15 protein-coding genes are annotated in these 13,594 nt (G+C 70.2%); 5 read left to right on the top strand and 10 right to left on the bottom strand.

Annotated elements, in window-relative coordinates; all coding sequences use genetic code 11:
• Window positions 1–44: 44 nt before the first annotated feature.
• The 3 genes from KZ820_RS05765 to KZ820_RS05755 are packed head-to-tail and all read right to left on the bottom strand — an operon-like array spanning window position 45 to window position 1,897.
• Window positions 45–278 carry a hypothetical protein gene (locus tag KZ820_RS05765; RefSeq protein ID WP_219747620.1) on the bottom strand — a complete coding sequence of 78 codons (234 nt, stop codon included), beginning with the start codon at window positions 276–278 and terminating at the stop codon, window positions 45–47.
• Between the two features lie 38 nt (window positions 279–316).
• Window positions 317–1,618 carry a CitMHS family transporter gene (locus KZ820_RS05760; RefSeq protein WP_219747619.1) on the bottom strand — a complete coding sequence of 434 codons (1,302 nt, stop codon included), beginning with the start codon at window positions 1,616–1,618 and terminating at the stop codon, window positions 317–319.
• A 27-nt stretch (window positions 1,619–1,645) separates the two neighbouring features.
• Window positions 1,646–1,897: a porin gene (locus tag KZ820_RS05755; RefSeq protein WP_219748126.1), complete on the bottom strand. Its 252-nt coding sequence runs from the start codon at window positions 1,895–1,897 to the stop codon at window positions 1,646–1,648.
• Between KZ820_RS05755 and KZ820_RS05750 the strand changes: the two genes are divergently transcribed.
• On the top strand, window positions 1,798–2,157 hold the full coding sequence (locus KZ820_RS05750; RefSeq protein WP_373369013.1) for an ATP-binding protein: 360 nt from the start codon (window positions 1,798–1,800) through the stop codon (window positions 2,155–2,157). The two genes, KZ820_RS05755 and KZ820_RS05750, sit on opposite strands and share 100 nt — an antisense overlap.
• Window positions 2,158–2,172: 15 nt before the next feature.
• Here the strand turns inward: KZ820_RS05750 and KZ820_RS05745 are convergent, their stop codons facing one another.
• A complete protein-coding gene (locus KZ820_RS05745) occupies window positions 2,173–2,481 on the bottom strand; it encodes a hypothetical protein (RefSeq protein WP_219747617.1) in 309 nt (102 codons plus the stop codon).
• 135 nt (window positions 2,482–2,616) lie between these two features.
• On the opposite strand from KZ820_RS05745, the gene KZ820_RS21765 reads away from it, so the two are divergent.
• From KZ820_RS21765 to KZ820_RS05725, 3 genes are read left to right on the top strand one after another with little or no spacing between them, the layout of a single operon-like run.
• Complete coding sequence (locus tag KZ820_RS21765) at window positions 2,617–4,365, top strand: tryptophan-rich sensory protein (RefSeq protein WP_308462134.1); 1,749 nt, start codon at window positions 2,617–2,619, stop codon at window positions 4,363–4,365.
• Complete coding sequence (locus KZ820_RS05730) at window positions 4,362–4,715, top strand: thiol-disulfide oxidoreductase DCC family protein (RefSeq protein ID WP_219747616.1); 354 nt, start codon at window positions 4,362–4,364, stop codon at window positions 4,713–4,715. The genes KZ820_RS21765 and KZ820_RS05730 overlap by 4 nt, the downstream gene beginning before the upstream one ends.
• Window positions 4,712–5,206: a DUF427 domain-containing protein gene (locus KZ820_RS05725; protein WP_219747615.1), complete on the top strand. Its 495-nt coding sequence runs from the start codon at window positions 4,712–4,714 to the stop codon at window positions 5,204–5,206. Before KZ820_RS05730 ends, KZ820_RS05725 begins: the two co-directional genes overlap by 4 nt.
• Window positions 5,207–5,236: 30 nt before the next feature.
• On the opposite strand, the gene KZ820_RS05720 is transcribed toward KZ820_RS05725, so the two are convergent.
• From KZ820_RS05720 to KZ820_RS05700, 5 genes are all read right to left on the bottom strand, one after another.
• Window positions 5,237–6,010 (bottom strand): SDR family oxidoreductase, encoded by a 774-nt coding sequence (locus KZ820_RS05720; protein WP_219747614.1) that lies wholly within the window; start codon window positions 6,008–6,010, stop codon window positions 5,237–5,239.
• An 82-nt stretch (window positions 6,011–6,092) separates the two neighbouring features.
• Window positions 6,093–7,031 carry an alpha/beta hydrolase gene (locus tag KZ820_RS05715; RefSeq protein WP_219747613.1) on the bottom strand — a complete coding sequence of 313 codons (939 nt, stop codon included), beginning with the start codon at window positions 7,029–7,031 and terminating at the stop codon, window positions 6,093–6,095.
• 61 nt (window positions 7,032–7,092) lie between these two features.
• On the bottom strand, window positions 7,093–8,121 hold the full coding sequence (locus tag KZ820_RS05710) for an oxidoreductase (protein WP_219747612.1): 1,029 nt from the start codon (window positions 8,119–8,121) through the stop codon (window positions 7,093–7,095).
• Between the two features lie 46 nt (window positions 8,122–8,167).
• Entirely contained in the window at window positions 8,168–8,797 is a 630-nt protein-coding gene (locus KZ820_RS05705) for a LysE family translocator (protein WP_219747611.1), read from the bottom strand.
• 199 nt (window positions 8,798–8,996) lie between these two features.
• Window positions 8,997–9,782 carry an N-acyl amino acid synthase FeeM domain-containing protein gene (locus KZ820_RS05700; RefSeq protein ID WP_219747610.1) on the bottom strand — a complete coding sequence of 262 codons (786 nt, stop codon included), beginning with the start codon at window positions 9,780–9,782 and terminating at the stop codon, window positions 8,997–8,999.
• A gap of 586 nt (window positions 9,783–10,368) precedes the next feature.
• Here KZ820_RS05700 and KZ820_RS05695 point away from each other — a divergent pair.
• Window positions 10,369–10,926 (top strand): FxDxF family PEP-CTERM protein, encoded by a 558-nt coding sequence (locus KZ820_RS05695; RefSeq protein WP_219747609.1) that lies wholly within the window; start codon window positions 10,369–10,371, stop codon window positions 10,924–10,926.
• A gap of 85 nt (window positions 10,927–11,011) precedes the next feature.
• Here KZ820_RS05695 and KZ820_RS05690 read toward each other — a convergent pair whose 3' ends face one another.
• On the bottom strand, window positions 11,012–13,525 hold the full coding sequence (locus tag KZ820_RS05690) for a beta-glucosidase family protein (RefSeq protein WP_219747608.1): 2,514 nt from the start codon (window positions 13,523–13,525) through the stop codon (window positions 11,012–11,014).
• Window positions 13,526–13,594: the final 69 nt, after the last annotated feature.

Genomic DNA, 13,594 nt, shown 5'->3' with positions numbered 1-13,594 from the left:
GCGCGCGTGCCGAACAGCGCGAGCCGCTCGACGCGCGCGGGCGCCTAACGAATCATCTCCAGCGCGACATAGCCGCCGGGGCTGACCCCGGCGACGGCCATCGGCGGTGGTGCGTTCGCGAGCACGCGCGCCGCCATCGCCTCGAGCGTGTCGTGGACCGTCAGATCACCGAGTTTGGGATGCGCGAGGTCGGCGAGATCGGTCACCTGGCGCGCCCAGAGCTGGCCGTCGCATCCCATCGCCGGCAGGAGGCCGAGCGGGAACGGCTTGGCGGTCATGATCGGTTCCCCGAATGCGGGACGACGAACGGGAGCGCTCAGCCGACCAGCGGGAAGGCGAGCGCCAGCATGCCGACGATCGTCATCAGCGCGCAGACCGCGGCGGCCGGGACGAGCGTGAAGGGCTGGTGGTCGGCGAGATCGACTCCGGCCAGGCTCACCAGCAGATAGGTAGACGGAACCAGCGGGCTCAGCAGGTGGACCGGCTGGCCCATCAGCGAGGCGCGAGCGATCGCCATCGGCTCGACGCCGTAGTGCGCGCCCGCCTCGGCCAGGATCGGCAGCATGCCGAAGTAGAAGGCGTCGTTCGAGATGAAGAAGGTGAAGGGCAGGCTGAGCGCGGCGGTGATCGGCGCCATGTACGGCCCGAGCGCGGGCGGCACCACGCCGACCACCTCCTTGCTCATCGCCTCGACCATGCCGGTGCCCGACAGGATGCCGGTGAAGATGCCCGCCGCGAAGATCAAAGACACCACCGACAGCACGTTGCCCGCGTGCGCGGCGATGCGCTCCTTCTGCTCGGCCACCTGCGGGTAGTTGACGATCATCGCCACCGCGAAGGCCAGCATCATCAGCGCCGACAGCGGCAGCACGCCCGAGACGAGGCCGGCGAGCAGCGCCACCGTCAGCGCGGCGTTGAACCAGCGCAGCCGCGGCCGGCGCGCCTCGGGGAACTGCGACACCGCCATGCCGGTGAAGCTCGTCGGCGCCGTGGCGTGCAGCTGCCCGATGCGATGGCGTTCCTCGCGGCCGAAATAGACCGCGAGCGCGACGAGACCGACGAGGCCCGCGATCATGCCCGGAATCAGCGGCAGGAACAGCGTCGCGGGATCGAGCTTGAGCGCGCTCGCCGCACGCGCGGTCGGGCCGCCCCACGGCGTCAGGTTCATGATGCCGCTGGTCGTCATCAGCAAGCAGCACAGGTATAGCCGGTTCATGTCGTAGCGCTTGTACAACGGCAGCAGCGCGGCGATCGTGATGATGTAGGTGATCGAGCCGTCGCCATCGAGGCTCACCATCGCGCACAGCGCGACCGTGCCGACCAGGATCTTGAGCGGATCGCCGTGCACCAGCCGCAGCAGCCGGTTGACCAGGGGATCGAACAGGCCGGTGTCGGTCATGGTCGAGAAGAACAGGATCGCGAACAGCAGCATCACGCCGGTCGGCGCGAGATTCTTGATGCCGTCGATCATCATCTCGCCCAGTCCCGCGGCGAAGCCGGCGAGCAGTGCGAAGGCGGTGGGGACGACGATCAGCGCGACCAGCGGGGTCATGCGCTTGGTCATGATCAGCGTCATGAACGTGGCCACCATCAGGAAGCCGAGCAGGGCGAGGTTCATCGCGGGAGATCCTGTGTGCGGAGGCGATCAGAAGGTGACGGCGACGCGCGCGCTGACGGTCTCGCCGTCGTCGGCGCCGGTGACCGCGCCGGCGCGGTTGTCGGTGTCCCAGTGGATCGCGTTGACCTGGATGCGGGTGAAGCTGTTGAGGTACCAATTGGCGCCCAGCGTCGCGGCCCATCTGCGGCCGCCGGTCGCCAGATCCTTATAGTCGAGATTTTCGTAGCGAGCGGTCAGCTCGATCGCGCCGGCAACGTGGTGATCGCGATCGATCGCGATGCGGTCGGTGTCGCACGGTGGTGGCCGATGACGGCCCCGGCCTGTCGGACGCCGACATCGCGCGGGCGGGAGTGCGGTTCACGCGCTCGACGACCAGCGCGGGCCAGGATGGCAGCGGACTCGGTCTCGCGATCGTGCGGTCGGCGGCGCAGCGGCTCGGCGCATCGGTCGAGATCGGGGATACGCGTCCTTGCCTTCGCGTGACGCTGCGCTTTCCCGACGCGGCGCCTGATCCGACACGCCGCGATAGCCGGGGCTGACCCCCGGCCACCAGGTCACGACTCGGGCCGCTCGCCGAACGAGAGCGCCTCGGCCGAGCCGACCTTGGCTTCGCCCGCGAAGAGCTGGTCGAGCCGATCGCGCACCTCGCGGCGATAGTCCTGCTGACCGCGACGGCGCGGCCCCGCGACCGAGACCTCGTCGGCGATCGCGTCCTTGATGCGGGTGAGCGCGGCCTCGGGCAGCACGCCGGCGGCGCGCAGCTCGACGCAGAGCTGCACCAGCCCCACCGCCGTCGCCTGCGCGCGCAGGCCGACGTTGACCACGTCGAAGTGCAGCCGCTTCTGCTTGTCGATCGATGACATACGATCTCTCCTCTCCGTGAAGTTGAACGCGCGAGGAGCCGCCTCCGCTGCGTGCACCCGCCCCGAAGGCGAGGGCGGAGGAGCCCTGGCCCCTTTCGCGCGCTGCCGCGTTGGCGGCGCGAAGGAGAATGGCGCGTGTCGAGCAAGGTCCTGATCACCGGCGCGAGCGTCGCTGGCAACACGCTCGCCTGGTGGCTCGGGCGCGCGGGGTTCGATGTCACCGTGGTCGAGCGCGCGCCGGCGTTCCGCGACGGCGGCCAGAACGTCGACTTCCGCGGTGTGGGTCGGGCGGTGATGCGGCAGATGGGACTGGAAGAGAGCGCCCTCGCGCAGGGCACCGGCGAGGAGGGGACCGCCTGGGTCGAGGCTGACGGCCGGATCGCGGCACAATTCCTCGCTGACGAACTGGAGCGCGACGGGCCGACCGCGGAGATGGAGATCCTGCGCGGCGACCTCTCCCGCCTGCTCTACGACGGCGCGCGCGAGCGGGCGCGCTATCGCTTCGGCGACCATGTCGTCGCGATCGACCAGAGTGGGGAGTCGGCGGACGTCAGCTTCGCAAGCGGCACGAGCGAGCGCTACGACGCGGTGATCGTCGCGGAGGGTGTCGGCTCGGCGACACGCGAGCTGGTCTTCGCGGGCGAGAACCGGCCGCGCTGGATGGACATGACCATCGCCTACTTCACGATCCCGCGCACCGCCGACGACGACCGGCGGTGGCGCTGGTATCATGCGCCGGGCGGGCGCAGCGTGTCGCTCCGCCCCGACCGCCACGGCACGACGCGCGCGATGCTGACGGTGCAGAAGCCGCCGGAGGGCGAGGAGGAATGGGGCGGCGATCGGCAGAAAGCGTGGCTGGCCGAGACCTTCGCCGATGCCGGCTGGCAGGCGCCGCGCGTGCTCGCGGGGATGCGGGACACGCCCGATTTCTATCTCGACGTGCTGCGTCAGGTGCGGATGGAGCGTTGGTCGGCGGGCCGAGTGGCCTTGTGCGGCGACTCGGCCTGGTGCGTGACCCCGCTCGGAGGGGTTGGCACCACCCTCGCGGTCACGGGTGCGCGCGTGCTGGCGGGAGAGCTGACGCGCGCGCGCGACGTTCCCGCCGCCTTCGCCGCCTATGAGCAGGCGATGCGGCCGATGGTTGAGAAGGCGCAGGGCGTGCCCAAGCTCGTCCCGCGGCTCGCCAACCCGCAGAGCCGCGCCGGCATCCGCCTACTGCACGCGGCGCTGGCGCTGGCCAGTCAACCCGCGGTCACCGCGGTGACGGGCCGGTTGTTCGGCGGCGGCGACGCGGCCGAGCCCGATCTCTCGCACTACCCCGCGCCCGGTGCCACAGACGCACCGCCCGCGTCGGAAACGATCGACGCCAAGGCGGCAGACCCGGGAGGCTGGTCGTCCGTCGCCGCGCTCGGGCTGGTCGGGCTGGTGCTCGGCGCGAGCGCGGTGCTGGGGCGCCGCAACGCGCCCGACCGGACGCATCCCAACATCCGGCGCTGGTATCAGAAGCTCGACAAGCCCGACATCACGCCGCCGGACGCGGTGTTCGGCGCGGTTTGGCCGGCGCTCGAGGCGGCACTTGCGGTCGGCGGCTATCGGCTGCTGCGCCGGCCGTCGAGCGGTCGGCGCGACGCCGCCGTCGCGCTGTGGCTCGCCAACAGCGCGATGATCGGCGGTTGGAGCGAGCTGTTCTTTCGCCGCCAGCGGCTCGGCGCCAGCGCCGCCGCCTCGGGCGCGATGCTCGCCTCGGGCGCGGCGCTCGTCGTCACCGCGGCGCGGGCCGACCGGACCGCCGCGGCCACCGCGGTGCCCTATGTCGGCTGGCTCGGCTTCGCCACGCTGCTGGCCGAGCGAATCCGTCGCGCCAATTCGGCGCGCGGTCGATGAGCAGGGTCACCGTCTGGCACGACGGTGCGTGCCCTCTGTGTCGGCGCGAGATCGCGCTGATGCGCCGGCTCGACCGTCGCGGACGGATCGACTTCGTCGACGCCACGGCGGCGACCTGCCCGCTCGATCGCGCCGCGATGCTCGCGCGCTCCCACGCGCGCGAGGAGGACGGGCCGATCGTCTCGGGTGCGGCGGCGTTCGCGGCGATGTGGAGCGCGATCCCGCTGCTGCGCCCGCTCGGGGTGGCGGCACGAAGCCCGGCTGTGCTGGCGCTGCTGGAGCAGCTCTATCTTCGCTTCCTGCGGGTGCGCCCGCGGCTGCAGCGCTGGGCCGGGCGGGGCACCGCATGAGGCCGGTGCGCGAACCGGTGGGGCCGGGGCAGGAAAGCGTGTGGGACTACCCGCGCCCCGCGGTGGCGGAGCGGAGCGGTCGTCATGTCCGGATCGTCCACCGCGGCGAGAAGGTCGCCGATACGCGCGCCGCGATCCGCACGCTGGAGACCAGCCACCCGCCGAGCTGGTACCTGCCGCCCGACGACGTCGCGCGCGAGCTGCTGCGGTCATCAACGCGACGCTCCTTCTGCGAGTGGAAGGGCGAGGCGGTCTACTGGCATCTCGCGGTTGGCGAGACGCTGGTGCACGATGTGGCATGGAGCTACCCCGACCCGACGCGCGGCTTCGCGCCGCTGCGCGATCATCTCGCCTTCTACGCCGCACCGCTGGACCGGTGCACCGTTGACGGCGATATCGTGTTGCCGCAGCCGGGCGGCTTCTACGGCGGCTGGATCACACCCGACGTAGTCGGCCCATTCAAGGGCGTGCCCGGCAGCATGGGCTGGTAGCGGCGCGGGGCCCTGCCGCCGGGCGCGCGATCAGGAGCCGCCGGCGGCGCGCTGCTGCGCGGCACGCTCGGTGAGCGTTTTCAACGTCTCATCGAAACGGCCCTCGCGCTCGGCCTGACGGAGAAACTGCACCTCGTCGACCAGGATCTCGCGCGGCGTCGGCTGCTGCGCGAACTGCGCGGCGACCGCGTCGGCGAACGCCTCCAGCGGCATATAGCCCGGGCGGTTGGCCTGGCCCGGCGTCAGGTCGGTCTGCACCCCCGGAGGCGCCAGCTCGATCACCTCGACCTTGCCCGCGAGCTGCGTGCGCAGCGAGACCGTATAGGAGTGGATCGCCGCCTTGGTCGCCGAATAGGTCGGCGCCGCCACCAGCGGGACGTACGCGAGCCCCGAAGTGACGGTGACGATCGCGGCGTCGGGCTGCGCGCTGAGGTGATCGATGAGCGCGTCGGTCAGGCGGATCGGACCGAGCAGGTTGATCGCGACCGTCGCCTCGGCGTCGGCGAGGTCGCGGCGCCCGGTCAGATCCTCGAACTTCATGATACCGGCGTTGTTGAACAGCACGTTGAGCGCTGGGAAGTCGTCGACGATCTGGCGCGCGAAGGCGTCGATCGCGGCGGCGTCCTCGACGTCGAGCGTGACGGTGTGGATCCGCTCGCGACCCGCCGCGGCCTGTTCCAGCGCCTCGCGCCGGCGCCCGGCGATGATGACGGTGTCGCCGCGGTCATGGAAACGATGCGCGAGCGCCTCGCCGATGCCGCTGCCGCCGCCGGTCATCAGGATCGTGTTGCCGCTGGTCTTCATGGTCGATTCGCTCCGGATCGCAGAAGGGAGAACCGCCGCTCAATGATCGGCGCGGCGGATCGTTCACCGCTGCTCCACCCGCTCACCGCGCCCCCGGCCGATCGCGCCAGATCCAGCGCAGCGCTTCGGGCAGCAGCGCGCCGCCGTCCGCGTCCGAATGGCCGCCCGCGGTCCACTGGTATCGCACGTCGTAGCGCGGACCGGGCCGGTGCTGCTCGTCGGCATGCGCGTTGGCCCAGGCGAGCGCCTTGACCATCTGCTGGTTGGCGAGAAACCAGTTGCCGTGCTCGTTGTCGAGGTCGGCGCTGCCGTCCTGGAAGAAGACGCGGATCGGGCGGATCGGCGACTTGCGGATCAGCCCTGGATAGACGTCGCCGCCGAGCGCCACCGGCGCGCCGTCGCTGCCGAGCCGCAGGCCGATCGAGGTGTAGCTGCCGATGAAGCTGAGGACGTTGCCGAACGCCTCCGGGTGTCGCCACGCCACCGTCCAGGAGGCGATCGCCCCGCTCGACGTGCCGCCGATCGCACGGCGACGCGGATCATCGGCGAACCGCCAGCGCCGCGCCACCGCCGGCAGCAGCTCGTCGAGCGTCATGCGCGCGTAATCGTCCGAGAGCGAGTCGTACTCCTCAACGCGATGGTCGGGGTTCTGCATGCCGAGATCGGTCGGATAGGCCGCGGCGCGATGTCCCGGCGTGACGAAGATGCCGAGCGTCGGCGGCAGCGTGCTGTCGCGGATCAAGGCGTCAAGCACCGCCGGCACCCTGAGCGAGCCGGTCGGGTTGGTCGCGCGTTGGCCGTCCTGGAAGAGCAGCAGGTTTGGGGGCTTTCCGCGATCGTAACGCGGTGGGACATAGACCCAATATCGCCGCACCGTGCCCGGGTAGACGCGCGAGTGAAGCTCAAACGGGCCTTCCAGCCGGAACGGTGTTGCCGCGGATCGGGGATCGGCGGCGGGTTGAGCGCCCGCGCTCCCGACGCTCGCGAGTGCCAGTGTCGCCGTGAACAGGATCGCGCGCATCTCTCTCCCTCTTTGGCGCTAGCCTAGCAGCGCGAGCGACGGAGGAAAGCGATCCGCCGTGTCAGAGCGCGATCTCGCGCCGCTCCGCCGCGCTTCGCAGCCCGGCGTCGAGCACCTCCATCACCCCGAGCGCCTCATGCGGCGGCACGGGGTTCGGCCCTTCGCCGCGGATCGCCGCCGTCAGCGCCGACCAGAACAGGCGATAGTCGCCGCGCCGGTTGGGCACGCGCGTCGTCGCAGCGCCCGGTTCGCCGGGCGTGAGCAAGCCGTCGCGCGGGTCATGGCCCCAGTCGGCGCCGCCCGGCCGCTGACCGGCGACCGTGGCCGCTTCCTGTGGGTCGAGCCCATGCTTGACCCAGCTGCCGCGCGTGCCGTGGACCGTGAAGCGCAGGCCGTGGTCAGCGGCGAGCTTGCTCGAGTGCAGCGTCACGCGCTTGTCCGGATAGCGCAGCGTCGCTTGGAAATAGTCCGGGGCGGGCGCGTCGCGGCGCAGCGTCGCCATGTCGGCGGTGATCGCGCTCGGGCGGCCGAACAGCAGCAGCGCCTGGTCGACCAGATGGGGCCCGAGATCGAGCCACGAGCCGCCCGCACGCGCCTCCTTCCAGGTCGGCGCGGGCTCCGGCCGCCAGCGATCGAAGCGGCTCTCGTAGTTCACCACCTCGCCCAGCGCCCCATCCGCGATCAGCCCGCGCAGCGTCAGGAAGTCGGCATCCCAGCGTCGGTTGTGGAAGACGGTGAGCAGCCGCCCGGCGTGCTCGGACGCCGCGATCAGCGCGCGCGCCTCGCCTAGCGATGTGGCGAACGGCTTGTCGACCAGCACGTGCTTGCCCGCCGCCAGCGCCGCCTCGGCATGCGCGGCGTGGAGATGGTCCGGGCTGGAAACGACGACCAGCGCGGTCGACTCGTCGGCGAGCAGCGCCGCCACGTCGGGGAGCACCAGCGCTCTGGGCCAGTCGGCATGGACCTTGGCGGCATCGCGCGAGACGATCGCGCGCAGCGCCAGCCCCGGCGTCGTCGTGAGATAGGGTGCGTGGAAGGCGCGGCCGCCGAGGCCGTAGCCGATCAGTCCGACTCCAATCCTGTCCGTCATGTGCGTCGCTCCCCGCGATGACGGTAGGCCTCCGTCGCGGCGCTGATCAAGCCGGCCGGGCGCGAAGGAGCGCGAGGCCGAAGCCGATGAAGATCGTGCCGGTGAGCCGGTCGAACCCGCGGCGGATCGCCGGACGGGTCAGGTACCGCGCCAGCGATCGCCCGCCGAGCGCATAGGCCGCGTACCAGCCCGCCTCGACCATCGCGAAGCTGAGCACCAGCAGGAGGAATTGCGGCGGCTTGGCGCGCGCCGGATCGATGAATTGCGGCAGGAACGCCGCGGCGAACAGGATGAGCTTGGGATTGCTGATGCCGATCGCGAAGCCGCCGCGGAACAGCGCCGCACGCGATGCCCGCGCCACCAACTCGCCCGCGCCGACATCGATCGGCGCCGCTTCGGCGCGCCACGCCCTGATCCCGAGATAGACGAGGTAGGCGGCGCCGGCGTAGCGCAGCACCGCGAACGCGCCAGGCACCGCCAGGAGCAGCGTGGAGAGACCCGCGGCCGACGCCGCGAGCACCGACACGACCGCGGCGAGGCACCCCGCCATCGCCGCGACGCTGCGCCGCAGGCCCAGCTGCACCGAGCGGGACATGACGTGGAGCATGTTGGGTCCCGGCGTTCCCGAGAGCAGGAGCACAGCCCCTACGAACAGCCACCAGGTGTGAAGCGCCATCCCTCGCCATGCCCCATCGCGCGATCGGCGCCGCTCCTAGTGCGCGATCGAGCTCGGGTCGAGCCGCGTCAGACTAACTTCAAGTCAATCGCCGGCGGAACTGCGAGACGACCGAGCTTCGCGAGCGGGAAGGTCCGTCGAGCTGCGACGAGCAGACCATCGCGGATCCAGCGGCGACATGACCGCCGGCCTTTATCCCTCAGGCGTGGCCGATCGTCGCGCCGGCGTCGATCGCGTTCGGCTGCCGCTGGCTCGCGATCGCCGCGGCGCGATGCGCCTGCGAGGCGGAGAGGCCGCCGCGCTCCATCTTCAGCCGCACGTCGCTCTCGATCTCACCCGAGAGGAAGAAGGGGTAGAGCGAGCGCTCGCTGACGCCGCCGGCCGCGCGCGTATAGTCGGCGACCTGCGCACGAATCTGCGCCACTTCCAGGTGCATCAGCTGCGACGGCGCGCCGACCCCTTCATTCTCCTTCAGCCCGCCGACGCGGTCGAAACCGAGCATCGCCTCGTAGAAGCGGCGATGACGCGGGTTCACCTCGATGAACAGGTCGGTGCAGTCGTAGCGGCACTCGCCGTAGATGAAGATGAAGTGGAAGAAAGCGGCGAGGATTGCCTTAGACTGCACCGACGTCTCGAACGCGAACTTGGTCAGCTCACACAGCTGCGCGCCGGGCACGCGGCGATAGGTGTTGAGCTCGTTGCGGAAGGTGTGATCGATCTCCATTCCGGCGGACGAGTCCACCCCGAGCGTGAGCGTGCCGACCAGCTCGCCGTCGATGAAGGCGGTGAAGGTCGAGTGGGTCGCGCTGGTCGGGATGCTGTGCGACTCACCGTAGCCGCGCCAGCCGTAGCGCTTGTTGAGCAGCGATCGTGCTGCGGCGCGGTCGGCCTCACCGGCGGCGACCTTGATCACCAGCGCGTGATTCTGTCCGTCGTTGCCCGCGATCATGGTCGAGAAGTGGAACGCCTGGCGGAGTGGAGCCAACGTGCTCTCAAGCAGATTAGCAGATGAGCCGTCGATGTGTCGGCCCAGGTCAAGGGAGCGTGGAGGCATACATCACCTTTGGATCGAGGAACCGGTTGGGCAGTTGAATATTGGACATGCGCTCTCATCGCCGCGGACGCGATGGTCGCCGCAGACACACTATCCCGCTCGATATCCAGCAGCGATTGCCAGATGCCGTACGTACATCACTAACAGGCTAATCCTCTCAGCCACCGCCAGGACAGGCGCACGACTGATCCGCATCAGAACTAGATTGGACCCCTGGTTTTATCGTTCGTGTTTCATCGGCACGTTGAGCGAGTTCGTTACGGCGTTCTCGCTAGAGCAGATTTAGTTAACAGGTCCTAGTCGGTCCGAGGCGGCGAAAGGTGAGTCGTGCGATTTCTCGGATGGACGCTCGGGCCGGCCACGCGGAAGTTCCGCAACGCAACGTTTTTTTGTTGCAACGCAAATGCCCCGAATGGGAGCAGCTATCGTTAATTTTTTGTTCATCCTTCCGGAGCGGCTGTGTCATATCGCGGCCAGGCAGATGAAATCAGGCCGACTCGAATCAAAGGGAGTTCCTATGAAAAGCCTCGTTGCCATCACCATGGCGGCCGCCGCTGCGCTGGGCGCCGTTTCGGCCGAAGCCGCCACCTATCCGGTCGGCTCGCCCAACTTCCAGGCGACCGCCGGCCCGAACGGCACCTTCTCGGGCGCGTTCCGCGTCGAGGGCCTCAAGGCGGGTACCTTCACCGACACCTTCACCTTCACCCTGCCGACCAACGGTCTGGGCAGCGGCACGGTGACCACCAGCGTGACCGACCTTTTCTCGGCCAACGATCTCGACTTCACCTCGGTGACGATCAATGACATCGCGGCGACCATCACCAAGACCGCGGGCGGCGCGTTCGAGGTTGCCTTCATCAACAACGTGCCGATCGTGGCCGGCCAGCTGAACAAGCTCGTCGTCACCGGCCTGTCGCGCGGCAACGGCGCGTACGGCGGCCAGGCCACCTTCACCCCGGTCAACTCGGCGGTGCCCGAGCCGGCGACCTGGGCGATGATGATCATGGGCTTCGGCGTGGTCGGCTATGCGATGCGTCGCCGCCGCACCGCGGTGCGCTTCAGCCAGGCGATCTGATCCACGTCGGCGGCACCGCCGCCGATCCTGGAGCAAGGGAGGACGGCGCCCCGCGGCGCCGTCCTCCTTCTCGTTTGAGGACCAGTCAGCGCGTGACGCTGCCCGCCTCGACCAAGTCGCCGAGCGCGGACGAGGTGCCGAGCCGCAGCATGTAGCGGCCGCGCGGCGTCACCCAGGTGTGCTGGGCCTTGCTCCACACGCTCATCGGATGATGGCTCGCCGCAGGGTCGACAGTGACCGTCACGCGCCGCGACTCGCCGGGCGCGAGCGTGACCCGCTCGAACCCCACCAACCGACGCGGCGGCTGGCGCGCGCCCACCGCGTCGGCGCTGGGCGGCAGCGACAGATAGGCCTGCACCACCTCGGTCCCGGGCCGCGCGCCGGTGTTGCGTACCGTGACGCTCGCGCGCAGTACCTTGTCCTCGCCAATAGGCTCGAGCCGCGGCGCCTCGCTGGCGAAGCGCGTGTACGACAGGCCGTAGCCGAACGGGAAAGCGACGCACGGCGTCGAGGCGCAGTGCGAGTCATACCAGCGGTAGCCGATCTCCAGCCCCTCGCTGTAGGTCACCGTCTGAGTCTTGCCGTCGCCCGCGGGGATGCCGGGGAATTGCGCGGGCGCGATCGAGTCGAGGAAGCCGTGTCCGGCGATCGGGAACGTGACCGGCAGGCGCCCGGTCGGTTCGGCGCGGCCGAGCAGCAGGTCGGCGACGATACCGCCGTCTTCCTGGCCGGGGAACCAGACCTCGAGGATCGACGGGCCGGTCGCGCCGAGGAGCGCCGGATCCAGCGCGACGCTGGCATTGTCCTTGAGCACCAGCACGGTCTTGGCCGGCATCGTCGCCGCGGTGGTCGAGCGCGCCGCCAGGATCGCGGCGAGCATCGCCACCGTCCCGCTCGAGGCGGCGGGGTTCGCGGGCTCGCCATCGGCGGTGGCAATCGCGCTCGGCTTGGCGACGTACCAGTCGAGCGACAGGCCGGCCGCGGCGGGCTGGGCGAGTTCGTGCCCGTCCTTGCGCGTGAAGCTGGCGCGGTCGGCGCCTTCTTCGGCGTTGGTGCCCGCCATCACCACCACCGCGTCGGCCGCGGCGATCCGCGCGAGCGCGGCGTCGAACGCCACCGCCTCGCCATCGATCGTGGCGGCGCGGTTGGCGTCGTCGACCAGGATCAGGCTGACCGCCGCGTCGGCGCGGCCGGCCGCGCGCAGTCCGGCGCGCAGGCCGTCGATCGGCGTGACCGTGTAGGCGGGTACCACGTCCGAGCTGCCGCCGCCCGCGCCCATCGGCTTGCCTAGGATCGCGCCGCCCGCGATGGCCTGCTGCGCATAGGGTTGGCTCGCCTTGCCGACCAGCGCGATCGTGCGCGCGGTCCGCGGCAGCGGAAGCGCGCCGTTGTTCTGGAGCAGCACCGCGGCGCGCGCGCCGATCGAGCGTGCGGCTCGTCCGCCGGCGGCATAGTCGATCGGCGACTGGCGCAGCGCGCGGTCAAACACGCCGGCCTTGAACATCTGCGTGTAGCGGCGCTCCAGCGCGCGATCGATCTGCGCCGGCGCGATCGCGTTCTCGGCGAGCGCGGCAGTGAGCTTGTCGGGCGCCCAGTGGATCGGCGTCGGCATCTCGTGGTCAAGCCCCGCGTCCAGCGCGGGCGCGGTGCTTTTCTGCGCGAAGAAGTCGGTCTGGACGTAGCCGGTGAAGCCCCAATCGTCGCGAAGGACCCCCATCAGCATCGGCTTGTTGGCGCATGCCTGCAGACCGTTGAGGAAATTGTACGAGCACATGACCGCGGCTACCTTGGCGTCCTTGACGCTCATCTCGAACGGGATCAGGTACAGCTCGCGCAGAACCTGCTCATCGACGTTCTCCTGGATCGTCATGCGGTTCGTCTCCTGTTCGTTGGCGACGAAATGCTTGGCCATGGCGATGATGTTGCCGGCCTGGACCGCACGGATCTCGGCCACTGCCATGGTGCCGGCGAGAAAGGGGTCTTCGCCGAAATACTCGAAGTTGCGCCCCAGGATCGGCAACCGCGCCAGATTCATCCCCGGCGCCTCGAAGACGTGAAGCGCGAGGTCGTTCATCTCGCGTGCGATCACCGCGCCGAAATCGGCGGCGACGCGCGGGTCGAACGAGGCGGCGACCGCCATGCCGGAGGGCAGCGCCGTCGCCTTGGCCGAGCTGGGATCGCTGTAGGCGCGGAACATCGAGCGCCGGTCCGAGCTCATCGAGTCGCGCACCGCGAGCGAGACGCAGTCGTTCTGGCCGACGCCGACCGGGCCGTTGGTGATGCGGAAGGTGGGGATCGCCAGCGCGGCGATGCCGTCGACGTGCCGCGCCCCGAAGCAGGTGGGCAACTCGGGCAGGACCGAAGGCTTGCTGCCGGTGAGCTGCTGCATCTTCTGCGGCAGCGTCATCGCGCCGACCAGCGCGCGCGCGCGCTCGCGCGCGACCGCCTCGCGCGCATCGTCCGATCGCGCGGTCCGCTGCTGCTCGACCAGGGTGGGCGCCATCCAGGCGAGCGGCGCCGGCGCCTGTGCCGCGAGCGGCCCCGCCAGCGTGGACGAGACCAGCAGCGCCCATGCGCCGCGACGAGACCATGCCGCCATCCTCACCCTCCCTGTCCTAGCCGGCTATGCCGGTCGGGATTGGCCTTACCAGATGTCAGGGAAGTTGCC

It is taken from the genome of Sphingomonas citri (assembly GCF_019429485.1).
GTDB classification, from domain to species: domain Bacteria; phylum Pseudomonadota; class Alphaproteobacteria; order Sphingomonadales; family Sphingomonadaceae; genus Sphingomonas; species Sphingomonas citri.
This window is presented reverse-complemented; position numbering and strand designations above follow the sequence as displayed.